This window comes from Actinoallomurus oryzae (genome assembly GCF_039541955.1).
Classification (GTDB): domain Bacteria; phylum Actinomycetota; class Actinomycetes; order Streptosporangiales; family Streptosporangiaceae; genus Actinoallomurus; species Actinoallomurus oryzae.
The window spans coordinates 248,449-273,652 of record NZ_BAABHF010000046.1; the positions used below are offsets into that span (position 1 = coordinate 248,449).

Annotated in this window: 24 protein-coding genes; 18 read left to right on the top strand and 6 right to left on the bottom strand. The window is 71.4% G+C overall.

Annotation, left to right across the window (positions count from 1 at the left end; translation table 11 throughout):
- The first annotated feature begins 221 nt into the window (after positions 1–221).
- The 8 genes from ABEA10_RS37465 (at position 222) to ABEA10_RS37500 (ending at position 11,064) form a co-directional block, all read left to right on the top strand.
- Positions 222–926, top strand: coding sequence for a redox-sensing transcriptional repressor Rex (locus ABEA10_RS37465; protein ID WP_425551013.1), 705 nt, complete (start codon positions 222–224; stop codon positions 924–926).
- 127 nt (positions 927–1,053) lie between these two features.
- Positions 1,054–2,322, top strand: a complete 1,269-nt coding sequence (locus ABEA10_RS37470; protein ID WP_345472210.1) for a glutamyl-tRNA reductase — start codon at positions 1,054–1,056, stop codon at positions 2,320–2,322.
- Between the two features lie 29 nt (positions 2,323–2,351).
- Positions 2,352–3,224: a hydroxymethylbilane synthase gene (gene hemC / locus ABEA10_RS37475; protein WP_345472828.1), complete on the top strand. Its 873-nt coding sequence runs from the start codon at positions 2,352–2,354 to the stop codon at positions 3,222–3,224.
- A gap of 74 nt (positions 3,225–3,298) precedes the next feature.
- Positions 3,299–4,819, top strand: coding sequence for a bifunctional uroporphyrinogen-III C-methyltransferase/uroporphyrinogen-III synthase (locus ABEA10_RS37480; RefSeq protein ID WP_345472830.1), 1,521 nt, complete (start codon positions 3,299–3,301; stop codon positions 4,817–4,819).
- Positions 4,820–4,839: 20 nt separating this feature from the next.
- Positions 4,840–5,829, top strand: a complete 990-nt coding sequence (gene hemB, locus ABEA10_RS37485) for a porphobilinogen synthase (RefSeq protein ID WP_345472212.1) — start codon at positions 4,840–4,842, stop codon at positions 5,827–5,829.
- Between the two features lie 351 nt (positions 5,830–6,180).
- Positions 6,181–6,771 (top strand): bifunctional DNA primase/polymerase, encoded by a 591-nt coding sequence (locus tag ABEA10_RS37490; protein WP_345472214.1) that lies wholly within the window; start codon positions 6,181–6,183, stop codon positions 6,769–6,771.
- A 60-nt stretch (positions 6,772–6,831) separates the two neighbouring features.
- Complete coding sequence (gene hemL, locus ABEA10_RS37495; protein ID WP_345472216.1) at positions 6,832–8,121, top strand: glutamate-1-semialdehyde 2,1-aminomutase; 1,290 nt, start codon at positions 6,832–6,834, stop codon at positions 8,119–8,121.
- A 141-nt stretch (positions 8,122–8,262) separates the two neighbouring features.
- A complete protein-coding gene (locus ABEA10_RS37500; RefSeq protein ID WP_345472218.1) occupies positions 8,263–11,064 on the top strand; it encodes a DUF6924 domain-containing protein in 2,802 nt (933 codons plus the stop codon).
- A gap of 72 nt (positions 11,065–11,136) precedes the next feature.
- On the opposite strand, the gene ABEA10_RS37505 is transcribed toward ABEA10_RS37500, so the two are convergent.
- The gene (locus ABEA10_RS37505; RefSeq protein ID WP_345472220.1) at positions 11,137–12,732 is read right to left on the bottom strand and encodes an FAD-dependent monooxygenase; all 1,596 of its coding nucleotides are present in this window, start codon (positions 12,730–12,732) and stop codon (positions 11,137–11,139) included.
- An 83-nt stretch (positions 12,733–12,815) separates the two neighbouring features.
- Between ABEA10_RS37505 and ABEA10_RS37510 the strand changes: the two genes are divergently transcribed.
- Positions 12,816–13,289, top strand: coding sequence for a MarR family winged helix-turn-helix transcriptional regulator (locus ABEA10_RS37510; RefSeq protein WP_345472222.1), 474 nt, complete (start codon positions 12,816–12,818; stop codon positions 13,287–13,289).
- Positions 13,290–13,299: 10 nt separating this feature from the next.
- On the opposite strand, the gene ABEA10_RS37515 is transcribed toward ABEA10_RS37510, so the two are convergent.
- From ABEA10_RS37515 to ABEA10_RS37525, 3 genes are read right to left on the bottom strand one after another with little or no spacing between them, the layout of a single operon-like run.
- Positions 13,300–14,217 carry a TIGR03619 family F420-dependent LLM class oxidoreductase gene (locus ABEA10_RS37515; RefSeq protein WP_345472224.1) on the bottom strand — a complete coding sequence of 306 codons (918 nt, stop codon included), beginning with the start codon at positions 14,215–14,217 and terminating at the stop codon, positions 13,300–13,302.
- Positions 14,218–14,222: 5 nt separating this feature from the next.
- Entirely contained in the window at positions 14,223–15,092 is an 870-nt protein-coding gene (gene dapA / locus ABEA10_RS37520; protein ID WP_345472226.1) for a 4-hydroxy-tetrahydrodipicolinate synthase, read from the bottom strand.
- Positions 15,089–15,988, bottom strand: coding sequence for an EamA family transporter (locus tag ABEA10_RS37525; RefSeq protein WP_345472228.1), 900 nt, complete (start codon positions 15,986–15,988; stop codon positions 15,089–15,091). The genes dapA and ABEA10_RS37525 overlap by 4 nt, the downstream gene beginning before the upstream one ends.
- A gap of 73 nt (positions 15,989–16,061) precedes the next feature.
- Between ABEA10_RS37525 and ABEA10_RS37530 the strand changes: the two genes are divergently transcribed.
- The 7 genes from ABEA10_RS37530 to ABEA10_RS37560 all read left to right on the top strand — a co-directional run bounded on the left by ABEA10_RS37530 (position 16,062) and on the right by ABEA10_RS37560 (position 22,968).
- The gene (locus tag ABEA10_RS37530) at positions 16,062–16,982 is read left to right on the top strand and encodes a LysR family transcriptional regulator (protein WP_345472230.1); all 921 of its coding nucleotides are present in this window, start codon (positions 16,062–16,064) and stop codon (positions 16,980–16,982) included.
- Positions 16,983–17,068: 86 nt separating this feature from the next.
- Positions 17,069–17,701: a histidine phosphatase family protein gene (locus ABEA10_RS37535; RefSeq protein ID WP_329245361.1), complete on the top strand. Its 633-nt coding sequence runs from the start codon at positions 17,069–17,071 to the stop codon at positions 17,699–17,701.
- 49 nt (positions 17,702–17,750) lie between these two features.
- Positions 17,751–18,326: a TlpA family protein disulfide reductase gene (locus tag ABEA10_RS37540; protein WP_329245359.1), complete on the top strand. Its 576-nt coding sequence runs from the start codon at positions 17,751–17,753 to the stop codon at positions 18,324–18,326.
- A gap of 102 nt (positions 18,327–18,428) precedes the next feature.
- On the top strand, positions 18,429–19,133 hold the full coding sequence (locus ABEA10_RS37545) for a cytochrome c biogenesis CcdA family protein (protein ID WP_345472832.1): 705 nt from the start codon (positions 18,429–18,431) through the stop codon (positions 19,131–19,133).
- A complete protein-coding gene (resB, locus tag ABEA10_RS37550) occupies positions 19,134–20,732 on the top strand; it encodes a cytochrome c biogenesis protein ResB (protein WP_345472235.1) in 1,599 nt (532 codons plus the stop codon). It begins immediately after the preceding gene.
- A 5-nt stretch (positions 20,733–20,737) separates the two neighbouring features.
- A complete protein-coding gene (gene ccsB, locus ABEA10_RS37555; RefSeq protein ID WP_345472236.1) occupies positions 20,738–21,712 on the top strand; it encodes a c-type cytochrome biogenesis protein CcsB in 975 nt (324 codons plus the stop codon).
- Positions 21,713–21,789: 77 nt separating this feature from the next.
- Complete coding sequence (locus ABEA10_RS37560; protein WP_345472237.1) at positions 21,790–22,968, top strand: L,D-transpeptidase; 1,179 nt, start codon at positions 21,790–21,792, stop codon at positions 22,966–22,968.
- A 66-nt stretch (positions 22,969–23,034) separates the two neighbouring features.
- Here the strand turns inward: ABEA10_RS37560 and ABEA10_RS37565 are convergent, their stop codons facing one another.
- Positions 23,035–23,379 (bottom strand): PLD nuclease N-terminal domain-containing protein, encoded by a 345-nt coding sequence (locus ABEA10_RS37565; protein WP_345472239.1) that lies wholly within the window; start codon positions 23,377–23,379, stop codon positions 23,035–23,037.
- A gap of 245 nt (positions 23,380–23,624) precedes the next feature.
- Between ABEA10_RS37565 and ABEA10_RS37570 the strand changes: the two genes are divergently transcribed.
- Together ABEA10_RS37570 and ABEA10_RS37575 are read left to right on the top strand one after the other, a co-directional pair.
- A complete protein-coding gene (locus ABEA10_RS37570) occupies positions 23,625–24,569 on the top strand; it encodes a hypothetical protein (RefSeq protein WP_345472241.1) in 945 nt (314 codons plus the stop codon).
- Positions 24,570–24,579: 10 nt separating this feature from the next.
- Positions 24,580–24,849 (top strand): hypothetical protein, encoded by a 270-nt coding sequence (locus tag ABEA10_RS37575; RefSeq protein WP_345472243.1) that lies wholly within the window; start codon positions 24,580–24,582, stop codon positions 24,847–24,849.
- A gap of 136 nt (positions 24,850–24,985) precedes the next feature.
- On the opposite strand, the gene ABEA10_RS37580 is transcribed toward ABEA10_RS37575, so the two are convergent.
- The gene (locus ABEA10_RS37580) at positions 24,986–25,192 is read right to left on the bottom strand and encodes a BldC family transcriptional regulator (protein WP_329245341.1); all 207 of its coding nucleotides are present in this window, start codon (positions 25,190–25,192) and stop codon (positions 24,986–24,988) included.
- Between the last annotated feature and the right edge of the window lie 12 nt (positions 25,193–25,204).

A 25,204-nucleotide genomic window follows, 5' to 3' on the forward strand; every position in this document is an offset into this window, starting at 1 on the left:
GGCGGGTGTGACTCGGAAGGTGCCGGGGTTCGCCGCGAGACGCCCGTGAGCTGGGCAATCCGGGCGGGTCCGGACCTCTCTGGCGCACGTATGTTCGGCTCCCGACTTTGTGCGCGTGTTCACAAGGGCTTAATCTGGTGGGAGTCCAGGCGGTTCGTTCGCCGTGTGGCCCAGGCACCATACGGGACCGGCCGCGTGTCGAACCCCGGAAAAGCAGGCCTGTGACCCGTCGATCCACCCTCGGTGAACGGAACCGCGGCATCCCAGAAGCGACCGTGGCCCGGCTTCCGGTCTACCTGCGCGCGCTGCACGTCCTGGCCGAACGCGGTGTTGCCACCGTCTCCTCCGAAGAGCTGGCCGCCGCAGCCGGCGTCAACTCCGCCAAGCTCCGCAAGGACCTGTCCCACCTGGGTTCCTACGGCACCCGAGGCGTCGGATACGAGGTGGAGTACCTCGTCTACCAGATCTCCCGCGAGCTCGGCCTGACCCAGGACTGGGCGGTCGCCATCGTCGGTATCGGTAACCTTGGTCGCGCGCTGGCCGGGTACGGCGGGTTCGCCTCGCGCGGGTTCCGCATGGCGGCGCTGCTGGACGCCGAGCCGGGGATCGTCGGGGAGGTGATCGCCGGCCTGACCGTCGAGCACATCGACGATCTTGAGACGGTCATCAAGGACAACGGGATATCGATCGCCGTCCTGGCCGTTCCCGCGGCCGCGGCGCAGCCGGTCTGCGACAGAGTGGTGACGTCGGGGGTGACGAGCATCCTCAATTTCGCCCCTGTCGTTCTTTCTGTACCCGACGGTGTCGATGTGCGTAAGGTCGACCTGTCGATTGAGCTACAGATCCTCGCGTTCCACGAGCAGCGCAAGGCCGGTGGCCCGAGCGGCGTGGAAGAGGAGTATCTCGAGGCGGTAGAGGGCCAATGAGCCGTACCAGCACGTCAACAGCCGCGAAAGCACGGCCCGCCGAGGCGGACCGGACCGGCCGGGGTGGTCGCGTGAGCGAGCGAATCGGTGAACACGCGCCTCAGGACGCTCTGACGAAGGAGGATTCATGAGCAGTGTCCTCGTCGTCGGGCTGAGCCACCGCAGCGCCCCCGTCACGCTGCTGGAGCGGACCGCCGTCAGCGGCGACCGGCTGGACAAGCTCCTGCACGACGTGCACCAGGCCGCGAACGTGGACGGTGTCGTCGTCGTCTCGACGTGCAACCGGATCGAGGTCTACGCCGACGTCGAGAAGTTCCACGCCGGTGTCTCCTCGATCTCCGAACTGCTCTCGCGCCATTCCGACGTGCCGCTGGACGAGCTGTCCAAGCACCTTTACGTCCACTACGAAGAACGCGCGGTCCAGCACATCTTCTCCGTGGCCTGCGGGCTGGACTCGATGGTCGTCGGCGAGGGCCAGATCCTCGGCCAGCTGCGCACCGCGCTCAAGGCCGCCCAGGCGAACGACACCGTCGACCGGGCCCTCAACGAGCTCGTGCAGCAGGCGCTGCGGGTCGGCAAGCGGGCGCGCAACGAGACCGGCATCGACCGGGCCGGCGCCTCCCTGGTCAGCGTGGGGCTCGGCCGGGCCGGTTCGCTGGAGGGCCGGCGGGCGCTGGTCGTGGGCGCCGGGTCGATGAGCGGCCTGGCGGTCGCCACCCTCGCCCGCGGGGGCATCGGCGAGATCGTCATCGCCAACCGCACCTACGAGCGCGGCGCGCACCTGGCGCGTTCGGCCGAGGTGCCGGCGCGGGCGATCGAGCTGGCGGACCTGCGGCAGGCGATGTCCGAGGCCGACATCATCGTCTCCTGCACGGGTGCCACCGGTCTGGTGATCACGCCGGACATGGTCGACGGACCGGCGTTCCTGCTGGACCTGGCGCTGCCGCACGACGTGGACCCGGCCGTACGCGACCTGCCGGGCGTCACCCTGGTCGCCCTGGACGGCCTGCGGGACGCCGACGACGCCCCGGCCGCGGGCGACATCGAGGCCGTACGCCGGATCGTCTGCGAGGAGGTCCAGGCGTTCCAGCTCGGCCTGGTCGCGGCGACCGTCGCGCCGACCGTGGTGGCGCTGCGCAGCAAGGCGGCCGAGGTGGTCGACGCCGAGCTGGGTCGGCTGGGCGGGCGCCTGCCGGGCCTGGACGACAAGGCGCGCGAGGAGATCGCCCAGACCGTGCGCCGCGTCGTCGACAAGCTGCTGCACGCGCCGACCGTACGCGTCAAGGAGCTCGCCGCCTCGCCCGGCGGCGACACCTACACCGAGGCCCTGCGCGAGCTGTTCGATCTCGATCCCAAGGCTCCGGAGGCCGTGATCCGGGCGGAGGACGTTCTGTGAGATTCACTTTGGGGACGCGCCGCAGCCTGATGGCGATGACGCAGTCGGGTCTGGTCGCCGACGCCCTGACCGAGCGCACCGGCCACGAGGTCGAGCTCGTGGGCGTCACGACGGAGGGCGACGTCTCCAAGGCCAACCTGGCGCAGATCGGCGGCACGGGCGTGTTCGTCAACGCGCTGCGCCAGAAGGTGCTCGACGGCGAGATCGACTTCGCCGTCCACTCGCTGAAGGACCTGCCGACGGCGCCCGCCGAGGGCATCGCCCTGGCGGCCGTACCGGCTCGTGACGACCCGCGCGACGCCCTGTGCGGGGACGCGAAACTGGCCGACCTGCCGCGCGGCGCGCGGATCGGCACCGGATCGCCGCGCCGGATGGCGCAGCTGCGCGCGCTGCGGCACGACCTGGAGGTCGTCCCGATCCGCGGCAACGCCGACACACGCCTGCGCAAGGTGACCTCCGGCGAGTTCGACGCGATCGTGCTCGCCTACTCCGGGCTGACGAGGATCGACCGGCTGGACGCGGTGTCGGAGATCTTCGACCCGGAACAGATGCTGCCGGCGCCCGGCCAGGGCGCCCTGGCGGTCGAGTGCCGGGCCGACCGCGCCGATCTTCTTCAGATCCTCGCGGCCCTCGACGACCACGCGAGCCGTACGGCGGTCACCGCCGAGCGCGCCCTGCTCGCCGAGCTCGAGGCGGGCTGTTCCGCCCCGGTGGGCGCATACGCTGCTCTGGAAGAACGAACACTGCATCTGATCGGAGTCGTGGCCGGGTACGACGGTGAACGACAGGTCCGATTGTCGGTAAGCGGCCACCCTGACCTGGCCGAGCGGCTGGGACGCGACCTCGCGGCCCGGATGATCGCCAAGGGGGCCGACCAGTTGATGGGGGAGCGCACATCTTGAGCCCCGCGAGCAAGAGCCCGGCCGCCGTGAGCGGCGCGTCCCGTACCGGCAAGAAGCCGGCCGGGCAGCCGGGCATGGTGGCTTTTGTCGGTGTCGGCCCGGGAGACCCGGAGCTGCTAACGCTGCGGGCCATGCGATTGCTCGGCGCGGCCGACGTCATCGTGGTGCACGAGGCCACGGCCTCGCGGTTCCGCGAGCACTTCAACCCGGCCGCCGAGATCGTCGAGCCCGGCGCGGTCAACCCGGTCACTCTGGCCCGCTCGGCCGGCCTGGTGGCGCGGGTCTTCCTCGGCGACCCGGGCGTCGCGTCGGTGATGGCCGATGAGGCCAGGGCCTGCATCAAGGCGAACGTCCCGTTCGAGATCGTCCCCGGCATCTCGGCGATCACCGGGGTGCCCGCCTACACCGGCATCCCGCTGACCGACGGCAAGCACCGCGACGTCACCGTGGTCGACGCGCAGGAGGGCGGCGTCGACTGGAGCGCCTACTCCAGCGCCTCGACCTTGGTCATCCTCGGCGCGGAGAACACCATCGGCGAGGTGGCCAAGGGCCTGATCGCCGCCGGCCGGCCCGACACCACGCCGGTCACGGTCACCTCCATGGGCACCACGACCGAGCAGTACACCGTGGCCTCCACGCTCGCTCGCGTGGCCTCCGCCGCCAAGAACCTCGACGCGCCCGCCCTGATCGTCGTCGGCGACGTCGTCGGCTGGCGGGAGAAGCTGTCCTGGTTCGAGACCAAGCCGCTGTTCGGCTGGCGCGTGCTCGTGCCCCGCACCAAAGAGCAGGCCGCCTCGCTGTCGGAACAGCTCCGCTCGTACGGCGCGGTGCCCGAGGAGGTGCCGACGATCTCCGTCGAGCCCCCTCGCACTCCGCAACAGATGGAACGTGCCGTCAAGGGTCTCGTCACCGGGCGTTACGAGTGGGTCGTGTTCACCTCGGCCAACGCCGTGCGCGCCGTGCGCGAGCGGTTCGAGCAGTACGGCCTGGACGCCCGTGCCTTCGCCGGTCTGAAGGTCGCGGCGGTCGGCGAGCAGACCGCCGCCTCGCTGGTGGAGTTCGGCGTACGGCCCGACCTGATGCCGAGCGGCCAGCAGTCCTCCGAGGGGCTCTTGGAGGTCTGGCCGCCGTACGACAAGGACCTGGACCCGATCAACCGGGTGCTGCTGCCGCGCGCCGACATCGCGACCGAGACGCTCGTCGCCGGGCTGACCGAGCTGGGCTGGGAGTGCGACGACGTCACGGCCTACCGCACCGTGCGCGCCGCGCCGCCGCCGCAGCCGATCCGTGAGTCGATCAAGGGCGGCGGGTTCGACGCCGTGCTGTTCACCTCCTCCTCGACGGTCCGCAACCTCATCGGCATCGCCGGCAAGCCGCACAACGTGACCGTCATCGCCGTGATCGGCCCGCAGACGGCCAAGACGGCCGAGGAGTACGGCCTGCGCGTCGACGTGACCGCGGACAAACCGTCGGCCAGTGCCCTCGCCGAGGCTCTGGCGGAGTACGGTGCCAAGCGCCGGGCCGCCCAGGTCGAGGCCGGCGACCCGCTGCGCAAGCCCAGTGAGATGCGGCGCGGAGCGCGTCGCCGAAAGTAGCCGCTCGAGAGAAGGTCGCAGTGTCCGCGCAGTTCCCCGTCGTACGTCCCCGGCGGCTTCGCCGAACCCCCGCGATGCGCCGGCTGGTCGCCGAGGCCCAGGTACGGCCCAGCGACCTCGTGCTGCCGCTGTTCGTCAAGGAGGGCATCGCCGAGCCGCAGCCGATCGGCTCCATGCCGGGCGTGGTGCAGCACACGCGCGACACCCTGCGCAAGGCCGCCCACGAGGCGGTGGAGGCCGGCGTCGGCGGGCTGATCCTCTTCGGCATCCCGGCGGTCAAGGACGGCCGGGGCTCGGGCGCGGACGACCCGGCGGGCATCGTGCAGAAGGCCCTGCGCGACCTGTCGTCGGAGGTCGGCGACGCGACGGTGATCATGGCCGACCTGTGCCTCGACGAGTACACCGACCACGGGCACTGCGGCATCCTCACCTCCTCCGGCGAGGTGGACAACGACGCGACGCTGGAGCGCTACGCCTCGATCGCCGCGGCGCAGGCCGCCGCGGGCGCGGAGGTCGTCGCGCCGAGCGGCATGATGGACGGGCAGGTCGGGGCGATTCGCTCCGCCCTGGACAAGGCCGGCTACTCCGGTGTGTCGATCATGGCCTACGCCGCGAAGTACGCCTCGGCCTTCTACGGGCCGTTCCGCGAGGCGGCCGAGTGCGCGCCCCAGTTCGGCGACCGCGCGGCGTACCAGCAGGACCCGGCCAACGCCGAGGAGGCCCTGCGCGAGGTGATGCTCGATCTCGACGAGGGCGCCGACATGGTCATGGTCAAGCCCGCGCTGACCTACCTCGACATCATCCGCCGGGTCCGCGACTCGGTCCGCGTTCCGGTCGCGGCGTACCAGGTCAGCGGCGAGTACGCCATGGTCGAGGCGGCCGCCGCCCAGGGCTGGGTGGACCGCGGGCGCATCATCGAGGAGACGCTGACCTCGATCCGCCGCGCCGGCGCGGACATCATCCTGACCTACTGGGCCACCGAGTTCGGCCGGTCGCTCGCCGGGCGTTGACGGACGCCTGGCGTTGACGGTCGCCGGGCGTACGTCGCATCACTGGGTCGAGGGTCGCTGAGAGGCCGGGTCGGCCTCCGTGACGACCCGAACCCAGAGCGTCCTTGCATCGTTCCGCACGGCTCTATCACGCCGCTCTCAAGCGGCTATGAGGCGTGCCCGGCCACCGTGCTCAGGTCACGTGTTCGCGGCTATCCCGGGGTTGTCGCAACCGCTCGTACACCGCCACGTCATCATCGAAGGTAAGAGGGTGGAGGGGGAGCGATGTTGGACACATCCGTCAAGAAGTCCGTCGCGCGGTCTGGTGGCAGGCATTCCGGCAAACAGTCGGCGAAGCGGCAAAAAGTGCATATGGGGGCCGCAGCTCAGCAGTACGCGGCCCTCGGCTGGCCCTGTTGTCCCGGCGCGCATCCGGCCACCGACGGGACGCGCGCCTGCTCGTGCGACCGGATCGGCTGCCCGTCGCCGGGCGCTCATCCGTCGTCGCAGGTATGGAAGTTGCAGGCCACGGTCGACGCCGACCGCGTCGGCCAGTGGTGGAACACCACGCCCGAGGCGAACATCATCCTGCCGACCGGCCGGGTCTTCGACGTCTTCGACGTGCCGGCGGAGGCCGGGCGGCTGGCGCTGGCCCGGATGGAGCGCGACGAGGTACCGATCGGCCCGGTCGCCGCGATGGGCGACGAGCGCTATCTGTTCTTCGTCGCGACGAGGGGAGCACCGGAGGACGAGGACGAGTGGTGGTCCTGCCACCTGGACACGGTGCCGGAGAGCGTCGAGGAGACCCCGGGCATGCGCTGGCACTGCCGTGACAGCTACGTCGTGGCGCCGCCGTCGGCGCTGCCGTTCGGCCGCGAGGTGAGCTGGGTCGCCTTCCCGGAGAACGCCGCCCTGCCCGACCCTCTCCGCGTTCTGGAGATCCTCGCCGACGTCTGCGAGTGACACCGTGGGCGGGGGTGGGTCCCGTCGTCGGGCGGGTTCTGGTCTGGGAGACTCGATGGCGTGACTTCGGATCGGATATCGCAGGATCTGTTCGCGCGAGCGGGGGCGGTCGTGCCGGGCGGCGTCAACTCGCCGGTGCGCGCCTTCGGCGCCGTCGGCGGCACGCCGCGTTTCATCGCGTCCGCTCGCGGGCCGTACCTCACCGACGCCGACGGCAACGAGTACGTCGACCTGATCTGCTCGTGGGGGCCGATGATCCTCGGTCACGCCCATCCGGCCGTGGTGGAGGCCGTCCAGCGCGCCGCCGCGCTCGGCACGTCGTACGGCGCGCCCACCCAGGGCGAGGTCGAGCTGGCCGAGGAGATCGTCGCGCGGGCGCCGGTCGAGCAGGTCCGGCTCGTCAACTCCGGCACCGAGGCCACCATGTCGGCGATCCGGCTGGCGCGCGGCTTCACCGGCCGATCCAAGATCGTGAAGTTCTCCGGCTGCTACCACGGCCACGCCGACGGCCTGCTGGCGTCGGCCGGTTCGGGCGTGGCGACGTTCGGCCTGCCCGACTCGCCGGGCGTCACCGGCGCGGCGACCGCGGACACCATCGTGCTCGGCTACAACGACCTGTCCGCGGTCGAGGAGGCCTTCGCCGCGAACGGCGACGAGATCGCCTGCGTCATCACCGAGGCGTGCCCGGCGAACATGGGCATCGTGCCGCCGCGCGACGACTTCAACCTGCGGCTGAAGGCTCTGTGCACGCAGTACGGGGCGCTGCTGATCATGGACGAGGTGCTGACCGGCTTCCGCGTGTCGCGGTCGGGCTGGTACGGCATCGACGGCGTGGCCGGCGACCTGGTGACGTTCGGAAAGGTCATGGGCGGCGGGCTGCCCGCGGCGGCGTTCGGCGGCCGGGCCGACATCATGGCGAAGCTGGCCCCGGCCGGCCCGGTCTACCAGGCCGGCACACTGTCGGGTAACCCGCTGGCCACGGCGGCCGGCCTGGCCACGCTGCGGGGCGCGACCGACGAGGTGTACGCCCGGGTCGACCACGCGGCGGAGACGGTGGCCGGCCTCGCGACCGCCGCACTGGCCAAGGAGGGCGTGCCGCACCGGCTCCAGACCGCGGGCAACCTGTTCTCGATCTTCTTCGCCGACGGCGAGGTGCGCGACTTCGCCGCCGCCCAGCGCCAGGACACCAAGCGGTACGCGGCGTTCTTCCACACCGCGCTGGAACACGGCGTCCACCTGCCCCCGTCGTCCTACGAGGCGTGGTTCCTGTCGGCCGCGCACGACGACGCGGCGCTCGAACGCATCGCCGAGGCGCTGCCCCACGCGGCGAGGGCCGCCGCGGAGGCCTGAAGGCCGTCCCGCCGCGCCCGGCAGGCCCTCACCCGCGTCAAGCGAGGCCTGTTCCGTTGCCGGATGAACCATCCCCGGCCGTAGCCGTAGGCCCCTATAGGGGTTTCAGTGGCCGATGGAGACGGACAGGGGCGCGGGGAGATGACGGAGTCGACGGTGGTGCCCGATGGGGCGCCGGTGTTCGCGTTTCGCATGTGGCGGCGGGCGTGGGGCTCCGCGGAGTGGCTTCCGGCCTCGCGGCTGCTGGTGCGGGTGAGCGACGGTGGGAACGCGGTGCCGGCACAGCTGTCCTGGATGACCGAGGACGGCGCGCAGTCCTCGCTGGGCTTCTCGCCGGACATGGCGAGCTGTTACGGCCATCGCCGTACGACCGGCGGCGATGTGGTGGAGATGCGGGGCGAACTCGACCACCGGCGGGAGTACCCGGACGGAGCCGGTGGGCAGGAGTTCGACACAGAGGCCGAGGAGGCCGAGGGCCGCCGCCCGGCGGGGCGGCTGCGGCTGCTGATCGACGACGGCGGCGAGGCGCCCGTGCGGTGGGCGGCCTGGCAGGAGCGATCGGGCGACGCCTGTTCGGTCGCGCTGCGTTCGGTGGGCCCGTCCGGCAACGCGGACGTCGGTGACCTGGTGAGCGCCGTGTGGGCCAGTGCCGAACATCGCGACGCGGGCGAGGTGGCCGCGAACCTCGTGGACGCCTCGGCCCGCAAGTGGTTCGCACCGCACAGCCGTGCGTCACTGGAGTTCCGGCTGACCCGGCCGGTCGCGGTGGACCGATACGTCCTCACCTCCGCCAATGACGCGCCTGATCGCGACCCGGCGGCGTGGACCCTGCGCGGCTCAGCGGACGGGCGGACGTGGCGAACGCTCGATGTCCGCTCCGGTCAGTCGTTCGCCGAGCGGCACCAGCCCAGGGCGTACCGGATCGCCGACCCGGGCGCCTATGACCACTACCGTCTCGACATCACCGGCAACAACGGCTCCCCGCACCTGCAACTCCGGGCCGTCCGGCTCCTGGCCGGCGGGAGCGGCGGTTTCGTCGGCTACCGCCAGCGTGCGGGCCACGCCCCGGTCGCCTACCAGGGCACGCGTGTCGCGCAGGCACCACCGGAACCGCCGCCCGTTGACGCGCCGGCGTCCGGCTCTCCCCCCTCGCCCCGGGCCCGCGGGAGCCGGCCGGCCGAGTGGGAGGGATGGCGGCCGGGAGGATCGTGGCTGCCGCTGGGCGGAAGCCTGTCGATGGAGTCCCTGACCTCGCCGTCGGGGCGGTTCACGGTGCTGCACTCGGTGTACGAACCGTCGTTGGCGGTACGGGACAACGTCACCCGGGAGCGGGTGTGGGTCAGCGACTCGCCGGGCTCGAACATGGTGTGCCTCGGGCCCGACGGCGATCTCGTGGCCTGGGACCACCACGGCGGCCGGGTGTGGAGCACCGGCACGGGGTGGCTGGGCGTACGGCGGCTGGAGATGCGGGACACCGGCGAGCTGGCCCTGACCGGGGCGGACGGTGCCGTGGTGTGGAGTTCGGGGACTCCCCAGGTGCCCGCGGCGTCGGGGACCGGCCACCGGACGGCGGCCCGCGGCTCGACGATGCGCCGCGGCGAGAGCCTGTACGGACAGTCGCTGACCAGCGATGACAGGTCGACCGTGCTGTTCCACGACGGCCGCGTGGCCCGCCTCATCCTGCGGGGACGGACCTCGCACTGGGACCGGTTCTACGACCGGGAGAACATCCTGGTGCTCGACGACGACGGGTTCCTGCGCTCGCGGACCCCGGACGGCGCCGTGGTGGAAGAGATCGCCGGGCCCGGCGCCGAGCTCACCGTCGTACGCGGCGCGGCGGAGCTCCGTGACGAGACCGGCGCCGTCGTGTGGGCGTCCGCCGGTCGCTCGACGCGCCCGGCCCCGGTGCGCGAGCCGGCGATGCCGCCGAATGACGACCTGGCCGCCTGGTTCGGCGCCCTGGTGGGGGAGGGCCGCGGCTACTGCGTCGCGGTGGTGAGGGACGGCGACCCGGAGGAGGTGCTCCGGCGTACGGGTGTCGCGCCGGACGCGGTGCTGCGGAACACGTGGCGCGGGCTCGCCCGGCACCGGGACACCGTACGTCCCGATGAGGGCACCGTGGTGGCGGCGATCGCCGTGGGGCCGGACGTTCTCCTCGTGAGCGACGACCCCGCCCTGCCGGTGGCGGAGCTGGCGCCCTCGGTGGTGGCCCTGCACCGACCGCCCGGAGGAAGCGGCTTCAGGGGGACGTTCAGCATCCATCGGGACGGCGGGCTCGTGACCGAACTGCGCGACGACCCACGCCGTCGCAAGGGGACGAAGGTGGCGGAGGTCGCCGCCGCGCTGGACGACATCGTGCACGAGTTGCACCGCCACGAGCTGGTGTTCCGCGCGTCCGGGGCGATTCCCAGCGCCGCCGACCTCGGCGGCACGTTGCTCGGCGGCGTGCCGGCACCGGCGCGGTCACCGTCCGCGACGCGCCCGGCCGAGCCGACGCTGACGGTCGCGGAGTACGAGGGCATGAACCCGTTGGTGATCCGCACCGACTTCACCGACGAGGACGCCTGGCAGCGGGTGATCGAGGAACTGCGGACGCCGTGGTTCGAGGACGATCCGGTGGACCCCTATCTGATCTCCGATCCCAGGTACGCCGGAGCCTCCACCGAACGGGTGCTCCAGGACGTCCGCGCGGCCATGCCCGATCCGGACCTGCCGGGGGCGATCTTCATCGCCGACGGCACCACCATGCGGGAGACGGACCATCCGCTGCTGGCCGTGACGACCGAGTGGGACGGCGAACCCTTCGAGGAGGACGAGGAGGAGTTCGTCACGCAGTTCCGCCTGCGGCCCGACGCGGCCGTAGAGATCAGCACGAACCTCGATCTCGGCAACATGGACTTCGACGACTTCGCCGGCGACGGTGTGTACGAGCGCATGGTGTGACGATCGGAATGGACCCGCACTTCCCGTCGACGGGACACTCGGCCCGCCACCCGGGGCCTCAGACTGTCTCGGTCACCGGGCTGCCCGGCACAGCACCGTGCGCAGCGCGTCCTCCAGGCCGGCCGCGCCGTCTTCGTTCCGGCCCCGGTAGGCGATGACGCCGTCCGGGCGCACCAGTGTCCCGCCCGATGGGGTGAGGCCGTAGGCGTCCAGCCAGGCGCCGTCCGGGTCCTGGAGATCCGCGTCCGGGCCGATGCGGAAGCCGTCCAGCCCGACGCCGAGCCGCTCCGCGGCCGCCCGGCCCGCCTTCTGCCACGCCTCGCCTTCGTCGCCGCTGAGCAGCACGAAGGTGCGGCCGAACAGCGCGCGGGTGGAGACCCGGGTGCCGGAGCGCAGGAGCGGGACGTGCGGGGCACGCCCGCCCGCCGGTGCACCGGGTGCCGTCGGGTCGCGGAACAGCGGCGCGGGAGCGGGCTCCGCGACGAACGCGCCGGCCGGGCACTGGTAGCCGAACAGCAGGGTGGCCGGGTCCAGGAGCTCGGCCACGGACTCGTCTCGCAGTCCGGGCGCGTGGCGCTGGGCCATGTTCGCGTACTGCTGTTCGGCGTAGGCGTCCGCGAGCGGCCGTCGCTCGGTGTCGTGTGAGTCGAGAAGCCGCGGCCCGGCGCTGCCGCCCAGCACCGCGGCGAGTTTCCACGCGAGATGGAACCCGTCCATGACGGCGAGGTTCCCGCCCTGTCCGCCGGTGGGCGGCATGAGATGCGCGGCGTCTCCCACCAGGAGCACCCTTCCGGCCACGAACGAGTCGGCGACGCGGACGATGTGCGAGCCGCTGGCGGTGGTGGCGCGATCGGTGACGGTGACGGCGAGGTCGCTCACACCGACGGCGGTACGGATGAGCTCCACGCACCGTGCGTCGGACGCGTCCTGTTCGTCGGCGAGGGCGATCACGTACCGGCCGGGGTGGTCGGTGGAGACCACGGTGGCCGAGCCGCCGGGCAGATCGGGGTTCTGCACGTACCAGAGGGCCACCGCGTGACCGGAGCGGTAGCGGTCGAGGTCGGCCTCGAACTGTGCGAACAGCGTGCGGGTCGGGCGCGGCGCGACGCGGCCGTGCGTCGTCACGCCGAGCGTGTCCCTGATGCCGCCCTTGTGCCCGTCGGCCGCGACGAGGTACCGGGCGCGCACCTGACGGTCATCGCCGTCCGGGCCGCGTACCACCGCGGTGACGCCGTCTCCGTCGTCGTGGAAGGACTCCATGCGGGTGGAGAACCGGATGTCGGCGCCGAGTTCGGCGGCGCGACGGGCCAGAATCGCCTCCGCCCGCTCCTGGCTCACCCCGCCGTACGGCTCGGCGGACAGCGACTCGAAGGCGGGCAGGTCGTCGGCGAAGTCGCGCAGCGCCGGTCCGGCCACGCCGGGGGTGATGACGATGCGCATGCCCGGCTCTCCCGGCGGGGCCGCCGCCAGGAAGTCGTCCGCGACCCCGGCGGTGCGCAGCGCCTCCATGGTGGCGGGCGCCTGGCCGCGCGCCTTCGGCTGACGCGACGTCCCCGGATGGCGCTCGACGACGATCGAGGAGACACCGTGCAGCCCGAGGAAGACGGCGGTGGACAGCCCCGCCAGGCCGGCGCCGACGATCAGTACCGGCGTGGTCTCGTCGTTCATCGATCACCTCACGAGTAGGATATTCCGAAATTTGGAAGTCTCGCCTTTAGAGTTGTTTCGAGATAGTACGCGTCTGGGGGTCCATGTCAAGGGAACGGCGTGACGAACTGGTGGCCGCGCTCATCGAGGCGATGAGGGAGAACGCCACCCGCGGAGTGCTGCTTCACCAGGCCATAGCCGGCCGGTTCGGCCTCAACTCCACCGACATCAAGTGCCTGGACCTGGCCAGGGGCGAGCCGAATCTGACGGCCGGCCGGCTGGCCGAACTCACGTCGATGAGCACCTCGGCGGTGACCGCCGTGCTCGACCGCCTGGAGCGGCGCGGCTTCATCGAGCGCCGCCGGGACCCGGCCGACCGGCGCAAGGTCGTCGTGTGCCCGACCGGCAACCACACGGATCGCATCGCGCCGATATTCGCCCGCATGCGGGCCTCGGTCGACCAGTTGCTACGCGACTACGACGAAGAGGCGCTCGCGCTGTTCGTCGAGCTGTACACCAGGCTCAACGCCGGGGCCAGGGACCTGACCGGCGAGATCAGCGCCATGGACGAAAACTGAGACTCGCGGCTCAGGGGGCGAGGGCTTCGAGGATCTCCTTGGCCCGCGCGGTGGCCGACTCGGCCGTCACCTCCGGGTCGCCGACGAGCGGATCCCAGTTGAGGTCGTAGAACAGTTCGGTGACGCCCTGCTCGCCGAGCCATTCGACGTCCTCGCGGATCTGCTCGTACGAGCCCGTCAGGCGGACGCGTTCGCCGTTCTCGCCCCGCTGCTCCTCACCGGCCCGTACGACACCGCGTACGGCCACACGGACCCCGTCCGGGTCCTTGCCCGCCTCCTCCGCGGCGTTGCGTACGACGGCGATCTGCTCGTGGATCCTGGTCAGGTCGGTGGCGCTGCGGCTGATCCAGCCCGCGCCCAGGCGTCCGGCGCGTTTCAGGGCGCGTTCGGCGGAGCCGCCCAGGAGCACCGGCGGTCCGGGCTTTTGCACCGGCTTGGGAGCCATCCGGCTGGGGGAGATCGTGTAGAACTCGCCCTCGTAGGAGCTGACCTCGTCCGTCCACAGCGTGTGCAGCGCGGCGACGTACTCCTCGGCGCGGGCGCCGCGGCGTTCGATCGACGCGCCGCTGGCGGTGAACTCCTCGCGTTGCCAGCCGGTGCCCAGCCCGAGGTCGAGCCGTCCGCCGGACAGCACGTCCAGCGTCGCCGCCTGCTTGGCGAGGTAGGCCGGCGAGACGAACGGCAGGTTGAGCACGGCGACGCCGAGCCGGATCCGCGAGGACCGCGCGGCGGCGAAGGTCAGCGCGCCCAGCGGATCCAGGACGCTGCGGTAGACCGGTGCCATCGCGTCCTTGTCCGCCGGCGTCAGCAGGCGGTGGAACGACCACAACTCGTGATACCCGAGCTCCTCGGCCCGGCCGGCGAAGTAACCGAGGTTGTCCGGGCCGGCCCACGCGCCCGCGACGGGGGCGCCGAATCCGATCTTCATGGAACTTATCCTGCGTCCAACGCGGCCAGGGCGTCCATCGCCGCGCCGAGCGAGTCGGCGGCCGGCGCCCGCAGCGGCGCGCGTACGCCCGGGTGGGCGATCAGCCCCTGCTCGGCCAGCACCGCCTTGATGACACTCGGCGACGGCTCGGCGAACAGGGCGCGGGCCAGCGGCAGCGACGAACGGTGCAGCGTCCGTCCCCGCTCGGCGTCCCCGGTGCGTACGGCCGAGACCATCGCGGCGAGCGCGGCCGGGGCGACGTTGCCGGACGCCGAGATCCCACCGGCCGCGCCCAGCGCGAGCATCGGGTACAGGAAGGCGTCGTCTCCGCACAGCACGTCGCGGCCGCCGGCCAGCAGTGCCAGTGTGTCGGCGTCGACGGACCCGGGGCAGTGCTTGACGCCCGCGACGTACTCGGCGGCCAGCAGCGCGAGCAGGGACTCGGCGCGCAGCGTCTTCCCGGTGCGGTACGGGACGTTGTAGACGACGAGCGGGACGCCGGCCGCGGCGCCGACCGCGGCGAAGTGCTCGACCACGCCCTCGTCGGTGGGGCGCAGGTAGTAGGGCACGACCACGAGGAGCAGGTCGGCCACCTCGGCGCGTTCCCTCGCCTGGCGTACGGAGTCGTCCGTGCCGGCCGTTCCCGCCCCGACGGTCAGCGGTGTGCCGTACTCGTCGCTGACCCGGCGGCAGGTCTCGATGACGGTACGGCTCTCGGCGCCGGTCAGCATCGGCGCCTCGCCGGTCGTGCCCAGTGCGACCAGACCGGCCGCGCCCTGGTCGAGAACGTGGTGTGCGAGCCGTTCCAGCGAGGGCACGTCGACCGTCCCGTCCTCGGCGAACGGGGTGACGAGCGGGACATGAACGCCGTTCACCGGGCGCCCGCCGGCTGCGGGACGCCGTCCGGGACGGCGGCGCGGCGGCGCCGGACGCTGCCGAGGGCCACGCCGCCGACGATGAGCAGGGCCGCGACCGCGTCCGCGACGGTGATCCGCTCGCCCAGGAACAGCGCCGCCGAGGACATCCCGAACGGCGGCACGAGCAGGGAGTACATCGCGACCTGCCCGGCGTCGTACCGGCGCATCAGCCAGCCCCAGAACCCGAAGCCGACCAGCGTCGAGATGTAGGCGATGTAGCCGAGCGCGCCCAGACCGCCGAGGGAGATGTGGGCGAGCGCGTGCGCGTCCGCGCGGGGCCCCTCGAAGATCAGCGACAGGCCCAGCAGGGGGAGGGGCGGCACGAGGCTGACCCAGACCATGAACGCGAACGCGTCCGGCGGCCCGGCCGTGCGCAGGCCGATGTTGGCCAGCCCCCACATGCCGGCCGCCGCCAGGCACAGGACGAACGCGAGCAGCGTGCCGCCCTGGCCGGCCGACAGGCCGATCAGGGCGATGCCGGCGAAGGCGACGACCATGCCGGCGGCCTGCGTCCGGCGCGGGCGCTCGCGCAGCATCGCGGCCGCGAACAGCGCGGTGAACAGCGCCTGCGTCTGGAGGACCAGGGAGGACAGGCCGGCCGGCATGCCCAGGTGCATGCCGATGAACAGCAGCCCGAACTGCCCGACCCCCAGCGGCAGCCCGATGAGTGCGAACCAGCGCCACGGGATCGCGGGACGGCGGACGAACAGGACGGCCGGGAAGGCGGCGGCGACGAACCGCAGGCCGGCGAAGAGCAGCGGCGGCAGCGAGGCGAGCCCGACGTCGATGGCGACGAAGTTGACGCCCCAGATCGCGGCGATCATCACCGCGACCGCGATGTGGCGAGGTCTCATGAGCCCGATGCTCCGTCTAGCGATGTTTTAGGACAAGCGACTATTTATTAAGGCATATGTGTAGTATTGCTTTATGCTGGATCTCGACCGTCTGCGCGCTCTCAGCGCGGTTGCCACGTACGGGTCGGTGAGCGCCGCCGCCGACGTCCTGCACGTCACGACCTCCGCGGTCTCCCAGCAGGTCGCCAAGCTCGAACGGGAGACAGGGCACAAGCTGCTCGAACGCTACGGGCGCGGCGTCCGCCTGACCGACGCCGCCGAGCTGCTGGCCTCGCACGCGGAGCGCATCCTCGCGATGGTCGAGGCGGCCGAGTCCGACCTGGAGGCCCAGCGCGGGCAGGTCGTCGGAGAGCTGGCCGTGGCGGCGTTCCCCACCGCGGCGCGCGGCCTGCTGCCGCCGGCGCTGCGCGCCCTGGGACGCGAGCATCCGCGCCTGCGCGTGTGCCTGCGCGAGCAGGAGCCCCACGCGGCCGTGCCGCTGGCCGTCCGCGGGGAGGTCGACCTCGCGGTCGTGCAGGACTGGTTCAACGTGCCGCTCGCCATCCCGGACGGGTTGCTCAAGGCGGCGGTGGCCGACGACATCGCCGACGTGGCGCTGCCCGCGGACCACCCGCTCGCCGATCGCTCGGTGATCGACCTCGGCGACCTGCACGACGATTCGTGGATCACCCAGTCCCCGGGCGCGATCTGCCGTGACTGGCTGGTCCACACGCTTCGCTCGGTCGACGTCGAACCCCGCATCGATCACACCGCCGACGAGTACGCCACCCAGCTCGCGCTGGTCGAGGCCGGCCTCGGCGCCGCCGTCCTTCCCCGCCTGGGCCGCTGCGACATCCCCGAGGGCGTCCGGATCATTCCGGTACGCCCGGCGCTGACGCGGCATGTGTACGCGATCTGGCGCGCCGAGGCCGCCCGCCGCCCGGCCATCCGCGCCGCGGTCGCCGCCCTTCGCGCGTCCGCTCCGGCGCAGGCCGCCGCGAACCCGGCGGCCTGAGAGACTGCGGAGCCGGAAAGACTTCACCGCGGCACGCCACCCGCCTGGCCCGTGGGCGCGCGCCGGCCGGTAGTCTGGGGCGCGCCATGAAGACCATCGTCCATCTGCTGCGCCACGGTGAGGTGTACAACCCCGAAGGGGTGTTGTACGGGCGCCTGCCGGGCTATCACCTCAGCGACGACGGTCGGCTCATGGCCGAGGCCGCCGCCAAGTGGCTCGACGGGCGTGACATCACCGTGCTGTGCTCCTCGCCCATGGAGCGCGCGCAGGAGACGGCGGAGCCGATCGCCGAGACGCTCCACCTTCCGGTCGGCACCGACGAACGGCTGATCGAGGCCGGCAACCACTTCGAGGGCCACACGTTCGGGGTCGGTGACGGGTCGCTGCGCCGTCCCCAGCACTGGCCGTACCTCTGGAACCCCTTTCGTCCCTCCTGGGGCGAACCCTACGAGCAGATCGCCCGGCGCATGCTGGCCGCCATGGCCGACGTACGCGACGCGGCCGAGGGCCACGAGGCGGTCTGCGTCAGTCATCAACTGCCCATCTGGGTGACCCGCCGCAAGGTCGAGGGCCGCTCGCTGTGGCACCACCCGGGCCGGCGCCAGTGCGGTCTGGCCAGCGTCACGAGCTTCACCTACGACGACGGCCGGATCGTCAAGGTCGACTACGCCGAGCCGGCGGGAGCGCTGTCGCGGCGCCCCAATGTGCCCGGCGCCTGACCCCTCGGGCACAATAAGTACTACGTCCTGTAGTAGTAGGAGTCTCACCGTGATCCGACGTGTGCTGACCGTGCCGGCCCTGGTTCTCCTCGGCGGCGTTCTCGCGGGCTGCGCGGGCGCCTCCGCCGTGCAGAACGGCCCGGGCGCGGGCGACTCGCGCTATGTCGCCGGCGACAACGTCAGCGAGATCGTCAAAGACCGCAAGCCGGCGCCCGCGGTCCAGGGCACCACGCTCGACGGCAAGCCGCTGAAGCTGTCGGACTACACCGGCAAGATCATCGTGGTGAACTTCTGGGCGTCGTGGTGCGCGCCCTGTCGTTCCGAGGCGCCCACGATGCAGAAGGTCTACGAGCAGACCCAGGCCTCCGGTGTGCAGTTCGTCGGCGTGGACATCAAGGACGGCAAGGACAACGCCCAGGCGTTCCTGCGCACCTACAAGATCAACTACCCCAGCCTGTACGACCAGGCGGGGCAGATCGCGCTGGCGTTCCGCGACATCCCGCCCAACGCCGTTCCCTCCACCCTCATCATCGACCGCAAGGGACAGATCGCGGCCCGCGCCATCGGCAGCGTCTCTTACACCTCGCTGAGGGACATCGTCACCCGCCTGGCGGCGGAGAAGTGATGGGCACGTGATCGAGCGGAGCGAGCGAGCCCTCAGGCGCGGCAGCCTGCTCGCGGGGCCGACGAAGGAGGTTCCGTGAGCACGGTGACCAGCGGTTCCCTCATGCTGGCCGTCCCGATCGCCGGGGCGGCCGGGCTCGTGTCGTTCCTGTCCCCGTGCGTGCTGCCGCTGGTGCCGGGCTACCTGTCCTACGTCACCGGGATGACCGGCGCCGACCTGGCCGTGCAGCGGCGGGGGCGGCTGCTGCTGGGCGTGGCCCTGTTCGTGCTGGGGTTCACGGTGGTGTTCGTCAGCGCCGGGCTGGCCTTCGGCGGCTTCGGCGCGCTGCTCCAGCGGCACGCGACCGTGCTCACCCGGATCCTCGGCGCGGTCACGGTCGTGCTCGGCCTGGCGTTCATGGGGTTCGTCCCCGGCCTGCAGCGCACGGTCAAGTCCAGCCGCCTGCCCGCCGCGGGCGTGGCCGGCGCGCCGCTGCTGGGCATGCTGTTCGGCCTGGGCTGGACGCCCTGCATCGGGCCGACCCTGGCGGCGGTCCAGGCCATGGCCTACAGCGAGGCGAGCGCCACGCGCGGAGCGCTGCTGTCCTTCGCGTACTGTCTGGGGCTGGGCGTGCCGTTCCTGCTCACCGCGCTGGCCTACCGCCGGGCGCTCGGCGCGTTCGGCGTCGTCAAGCGGCATTACCGGGCCGTGATGCGCGTCGGCGGGGGGATGCTCGTCGCGATCGGGCTGCTCCTGGTCACCGGCGCCTGGGCCGACCTGACGATCAAGATGCAAGGCTGGGTATCCGGCTTCAAGACGGTGATCTGATTGACGACGAGCACGGACGAGACGAGCACGGACGCGCCCGAGGCGCAGTCCTCGCCCCAGGCCCCGCGCGAACGCCCCGTGGGCATCGGCCCGCTCGGCTGGCTGCGCTGGGGATGGCGGCAGCTGACCTCGATGCGCACGGCCCTCGTGCTGCTGTTCCTGGTCGCGCTCGGCACGGTGCCCGGGTCGTTCGTCCCCCAGCGCGGGCTGGCTCCCGAGAAGGTCAGCCAGTTCTTCACCGACCACAAGACCCTCGCGCCGTGGATGGACCGGCTGTCGCTGTTCGACGTCTTCGCGGCGCCGTGGTTCGCGGCGATCTACATCCTGCTGTTCATCTCGTTGGCCGGCTGCGTGCTGCCGCGGTCCTGGCAGCACTACCGGCACATCCGGTCCCGGCCGCCGAAGGCGCCGCGCAACCTCGCGCGGCTGCCGGAGACCGCCACGTACGAGACCGAGGCGGCGCCGGACGAGGTGCTGGCCCAGGCCGCGACGGTGCTGAAGGACCGGCGGTTCCGGGTCGACTCCCACGACGACCACGTCGCGGCCGAGAAGGGCTACCTGCGAGAGACCGGCAACCTGGTCTTCCACCTGGCGCTGCTGGTGCTGCTGTTCGCGGTGGGGTTCGGGTCGGCGTTCGGCTACAAGGGCAACGTCATCGTGACCGAGGGCGAGGGCTTCTCCAATGCGCTGACCTCCTACGACGCCTTCAAGAACGGGCGGGCGTTCTCCTCCTCGAGCCTGCCGCCGTTCACCGTCTGGCTCGACTCCTTCAAGGCCTCGTACCTGCCCGACGGCCCCGACCGCGGGCAGCCGACCGAGTTCTCGGCCAAGATCCGCTACCAGAAGGACCTGAAGTCGTCGGTGCGGCCGTACAACCTGCAGGTCAACCACCCTCTCAACGTGGACGGCGCCCGCGTCTACCTGCTCGGCCACGGCTACGCGCCGGAGTTCACCGTCCGCGACGGCAAGGGGCAGGTCGCCTACCAGGGCGCGGTGCCGTTCCTGCCGATGAGCGAGGCGACGTACGCCTCCGAGGGCGTCGTCAAGGTGCCCGACGCCCAGCCGGACCAGCTCGGCTTCATCGGGCTGTTCTGGCCGACCGCCGTCCCCGATGCCCAGGGCAAGGTCACGTCGGCGTTCCCGGCCGCCTGGAACCCCCAGGTGGCGCTGTTCGCCTTCAAGGGCGACCTGGGCCTGTCCAACGGCGCCCCGCAGTCGGTGTACCGGCTCGACACCGCCAAGCTGAAGCCGTTGCTGATGGGCAACAAGGTCAAGCCGCTCGCGGTCGGGCAGACCGAGACCCTGCCCGGCGGTGCCGGCTCGATCACCTTCACCGGCTACCGGCAGTACATCACCATCCAGGTCAACCACGACCCCGGCCGCGTGCCCGCGCTCATCGCCGGCATCATCGCGATCATCGCCATCATCACCTCCTTCCTCGTACGGCGCCGCAGGGTGTGGGTCCGTGCACGAGCCGGAGAGGGCGGGCGTACGGTGGTCGAGGTCGGTGGCCTGACTCTCGGCGGCGCCACGCCGGAGTTCGACGCGATCGCCGAGCGGCTCCGCGAGACCGCTCCCCCAACCCCTGACGAGGAGTGACGGCCATGGTCGACCCCTATCTGGCACACCTGAGCAACCAGTTGATGCTCGGTGCCGTGCTGGTCTACGTCGTGACCATGGTGGCGTATGCCGCCGAGCTGTCGTTCGCGCGCCGCCGGGCCGACGCCGAGGTGCCCGCCGACCACGCACGGGTGCTGGTCGGGGCGGGCGGCCCGGAGGTCGCGGAGACCGAGGCGATCGACGCCGAGGCCGGAGAGGCCGCGGACGAGCCCGCGAGCGAAAGGCGCCAGATCGACTGGAGCCGGTTCGCCATCCTCATGAACGTCGTCGCCTGGGGCCTGCACGGCGCTGAGATCGTCACGCGGGGCATGGCGGCGGACCGGGTGCCGTGGGGCAACATGTACGAGTTCGTGTCCGCGATCTCGTTCGCCGCGGTCACCGTCTACCTCGTGATGCTCTGGCGCTACAAGATCAACTGGCTGGGCCCGTTCCTCATGGTGGCCGTCGTGATCGCGCTCGGCATCGCCGTGCTCTGGCTCTACAACGACCCGGGCCCGCTCCGGCCCGCCCTGCACTCGTACTGGATCGCCATTCACGTGACCGCCGCGGTGACGGCCACGGGAACGTTCACGGTGGCCGGTGTCGCGACCGTGCTGTACCTGGTCAAGTCCTTCGTCGCGGTACGGCCCGGCGGCATCCTGTCGCGCGTCCCCGCGATGCCGGCACTCGACACGGTGGCGCACCGGGCGATCATGTTCGCGTTCCCGATCTGGACCTTCGCGATCATCGCCGGGGCGATCTGGGCGGACTCCGCGTGGGGCACCTACTGGGGCTGGGACCCGAAGGAGACCTGGTCGTTCATCACCTGGGTGGGCTACGCCGGCTACCTGCACGCCCGCGCGACCGCCGGCTGGCGAGGCCGCAAGGCGGCGTTCGTCTCGCTGATCGCCTTCGGCTGCCTGCTGTTCAACTTCTTCGGAATCAACTACTTGGTGACGGGGTTGCACTCGTACGCATGATTTTCTAACCCCAACCGGCAAACATTTTACGCACGTGGTGCGTCTCATCCGGCGTGGGCAAAGCTGGGAGGACTCGGGTGAGTAATAGGCGGGCGGCCGTCGCGCTGGTCATGGCGGCTCTGGTGGCGGCGGGTGCGTGCGCGTGCCAGAGCAGCGAGGCGGGCACGAACGGCAAGGACGGCACCAAGGCGCCCGACGCGCAGGTGCGGATCCTGCCGGCGAACGGCGACGGTAAGGCCAGGCCCGACCAGGGCATCACGGTCACCGCGTCGGGCGGAAAGCTGGAACAGGTCAACGCAGTACAGGCAGGCAAGCCGGTGGTCGGCTCCTTCAACGCCGAGCACACCCAATGGAAGTCCACCTGGACGCTGAAGCCGGGCGCCGCCTACTCGGTCAACGCCACCGCCAAGAACGCCAAGGGCAAGACCGTCAGCGCGGCGAGCCAGTTCACGCTGCAGAAGGCCACGCAGACGTTCAGCATCAGCGACGTGACGCCGATGCCGAAGGAGACGGTCGGCGTGGGCATGCCGATCATCGTGACGTTCAACCGGGCGATCGCCAACCGCGCGTACGTGGAGAAGGCCCTGGAGGTCAAGTCCGACAAGGGCGACGTGGGCGCATGGCACTGGACGTCGCCCACGCAGGTGGTCTACCGCACCCAGAAGTACTGGCAGCCGCACCAGAACGTCACCCTCACCGCCCACATGGCCGGCGTGCGAGGGCTGAAGGGCGTCTACGGCACGACCGACGTGACCAAGTCCTTCAAGATCGGCGCCTCCAACATCACCGTCGCCAACGCCAAGACCCACTACATGAAGGTCGACCACGACGGCACGGTCAAGAAGTTCCCGATCAGCATGGGCATGGGGACGACCCAGGAGTACACCACCACCAGCGGCATCCATCTCACCAAGGAGAAGGCGCCGATGGTGCACATGGTGTCGCCGGGCCGCAAGCCGGGCGACCCGGGCTACTACGCCGAGGACATCCCGCTGGCCGTCCGCATCAGCGACCGCGGCGAGTACGTCCACCAGAGCCCCGGTGAGTACTACGCGCTGGGCCACAACAACATCAGCCACGGCTGCGTCCGTACCTCGCCGACCGGCGCCCGCTGGTTCTACAACATCGCCCAGCGCGGCGACGTGGTGGACGTCGTCGGCACCGACCGCAAGCTCGTCAACGAGCAGGGCAACGGCTGGACGTACTGGACCCTGTCGTGGAACACCTGGCTGAAGGGCAGCGCGCTGCCGCACTGATCCTTCTGCCTCCCAGCGAAGACGCCCCGGCGACACGTCGCCGGGGCGTCTTTTCGTGGGAGGGTCTCAGTCCGGGTCGTCGCCGCGGAGCCGTTCGTCGAGCTGACGGAGGAACTCGGGATCGTCGTCAGGGCCGAGCGGGGCGGACGCGGGCGGTTCGCCCCGGGAGCCCTCGCCCGACAGGAGGAAGTCCGGGGGCCAGGCGGTCACGTCGGCGGTGACGAAGCGCCGGCGTCGCCCGAACAGGAGCCAGGCGACCGCACCGACCTCGAAGCCGAGCAGCACAATGAGAAACCAGGCGAACTTCGGCAGATGGCGCGTTTCGCCCTCATTGGTCGACAGCACCTCGAAGAGGCAGTAGAGCCAGATGCCGAGTGCGACCAGGACGAGCACGGCGGCAAGGACGAGCATGCTTCGCAGACTAGTGCCGTCGTGAAGGCGCCGAACGTCCGGTGGCCGCTCCGGGCCTTCCGTACTGAGCTCCGGGCCTTTCGGACGGACCCGGGGTCCTGGCCGAAACCGGGGTGCCGGTGTCCTGGCCTGCCCACCTTCGCCTACGGCCGACACAGGCGCCCGTACGCGGAGATGACGCGGTCGTGGGGTCCGGCTTACGCTACGGCCTGGATAGTCCCGGTGGAGGGCTGAGGGGGCGTTCGATGCGCTATCGGGGGAACCGCCGTCAGGCCGAGGTGGCGGCCGCGGACAGCCGTGGGCGGCATCGCCGGCCCAAGGACGCCGGCGGGCCCGACCGCACGTCCCGGGCCGACCGCACGTCCCAGCCCGCCGTCGAGCGGCCCCGGCGGCTCCAGCCGCGCGACGCGCTCGGGCGGTTTCGCAAGATCGAGCCGGAGGACCGCCGGCCGGTCGAGCACCCCGGCGACGCCGCGGCGGACGCGCGGGCCAAGCCGCACTACACCTGGCGCGACTTCGAGCTCGACGAGGACCTCCCGCGCGCCGCGCCGCACCCGCCGGACGCCGTCGACCTGCGTGACGGGCGTCGCAACTGCGGGGCGCTCGAGACCATCCTCTATCGGCAGTGGGCGGCCGACGGCAGGTCGGCGCCGGCCGACGCCGTACGCGCCATCGACAGCCTGGCCGAGCTGCCCGACGCCCTCAAGACCAAGCTGGCCGACGGGCTGGACGGCATCTACGTCGGCTCGGGCGGTGTGCCCGACCTGGACGACATGCAGTATCTGCGGGGCGCCCCGCTGCCGGGTGGAAAGGCGACGTGGGACATCTGCGCCGGGGCGTACGGTGACCGGACGATCGTCGTGGGCGATCAGCCCTCACCGACTCCGGACGTCATGCTGCACGAGGTCGGTCACGCGCTGGACGACATCGACGGCGAGTTCGTGGAGGACGGGCCCCGGGAATGGCAGTCTGACAGTCCCGAGTTCCGCGCGCTGTACGAGCAATGTGTGCCGCATTTCGCGAGTGATTTTCACATTCAGGGTGACGATCTGGGCCGCCACGAGTTCTTCGCGGATGCCTTCGCGGCGATCGCATCGCGACAGCGGCCCGCACTTGTGGACATGCTCGGCGGGAACACCCGTGCGGCGCTCAATGTGATGCTTTTCTTCAATCGTAAATACGGCATATAGGGGAGGGGCGATGTACGTCATCAGACTCCCCGACGGGAACCTCCGGGTGCCCGTGGGGGTGGTCGGACCCGGGCGTGAGGAAAAGGTGGCGCACGGTGAGACCGGAAGCGTGATCGGCCAGGCGTACGTCGAGATCGGGCCCGATGACCCCGATTATCAACGGCTACTCGAGCAGTCCATCACCGAGGAGGAACTCGCGGACCGGCGCCGGCGGTGGCGTGCGGACGACGACGCGCTGCGCCAGGAGTTCGAGGAATTCAAGGCCGAGCAGCCCGAGTGAGCCCGGCGGAGCGAACGGAGTGGATCACCGAGGCGCGTGACGGCCCGCGCAGCGATTGAAGAGGGCGAATGACGGATAGGCCCGAAGAGTGACAAGGGCGCCCGGGGGGACGGGGCGTCGGCCCGGAAAGGTGAGGTCAGCGGCCGAGGTCGGCAGAGTCGGCGTTCTCTTCGCCGCGCAGTAGTGCATGGACCTCCGACTCCCGGAAACGGCGGTGCCCGCCGGGCGTGCGGATGCTACTGATCCGGCCGGCGGCGGCCCATCGCGTCACGGTTTTCGGATCGACCCGGAACAGGGCAGCGACCTCGCCTGGGGTCAGCAGGCGCTCGCTCGTGCTCTCCACGTTTTCTCTCCC

Coding starts and splice junctions, on each gene's coding strand:
- ABEA10_RS37470 (WP_345472210.1), top strand. CDS start 1,054: ATGAGCAGTGTCCTCGTCGTCGGGCTGAGCCACCGCAGCGCCCCCGTC.
- hemC (WP_345472828.1), top strand. CDS start 2,352: ATGGCGATGACGCAGTCGGGTCTGGTCGCCGACGCCCTGACCGAGCGC.
- ABEA10_RS37480 (WP_345472830.1), top strand. CDS start 3,299: ATGGTGGCTTTTGTCGGTGTCGGCCCGGGAGACCCGGAGCTGCTAACG.
- ABEA10_RS37490 (WP_345472214.1), top strand. CDS start 6,181: ATGGGGGCCGCAGCTCAGCAGTACGCGGCCCTCGGCTGGCCCTGTTGT.
- ABEA10_RS37500 (WP_345472218.1), top strand. CDS start 8,263: ATGACGGAGTCGACGGTGGTGCCCGATGGGGCGCCGGTGTTCGCGTTT.
- ABEA10_RS37505 (WP_345472220.1), bottom strand. CDS start 12,732: ATGAACGACGAGACCACGCCGGTACTGATCGTCGGCGCCGGCCTGGCG.
- ABEA10_RS37510 (WP_345472222.1), top strand. CDS start 12,816: ATGTCAAGGGAACGGCGTGACGAACTGGTGGCCGCGCTCATCGAGGCG.
- ABEA10_RS37515 (WP_345472224.1), bottom strand. CDS start 14,217: ATGAAGATCGGATTCGGCGCCCCCGTCGCGGGCGCGTGGGCCGGCCCG.
- ABEA10_RS37525 (WP_345472228.1), bottom strand. CDS start 15,988: ATGAGACCTCGCCACATCGCGGTCGCGGTGATGATCGCCGCGATCTGG.
- ABEA10_RS37530 (WP_345472230.1), top strand. CDS start 16,062: ATGCTGGATCTCGACCGTCTGCGCGCTCTCAGCGCGGTTGCCACGTAC.
- ABEA10_RS37535 (WP_329245361.1), top strand. CDS start 17,069: ATGAAGACCATCGTCCATCTGCTGCGCCACGGTGAGGTGTACAACCCC.
- ABEA10_RS37545 (WP_345472832.1), top strand. CDS start 18,429: ATGCTGGCCGTCCCGATCGCCGGGGCGGCCGGGCTCGTGTCGTTCCTG.
- ccsB (WP_345472236.1), top strand. CDS start 20,738: ATGGTCGACCCCTATCTGGCACACCTGAGCAACCAGTTGATGCTCGGT.
- ABEA10_RS37565 (WP_345472239.1), bottom strand. CDS start 23,379: ATGCTCGTCCTTGCCGCCGTGCTCGTCCTGGTCGCACTCGGCATCTGG.
- ABEA10_RS37570 (WP_345472241.1), top strand. CDS start 23,625: ATGCGCTATCGGGGGAACCGCCGTCAGGCCGAGGTGGCGGCCGCGGAC.
- ABEA10_RS37575 (WP_345472243.1), top strand. CDS start 24,580: ATGTACGTCATCAGACTCCCCGACGGGAACCTCCGGGTGCCCGTGGGG.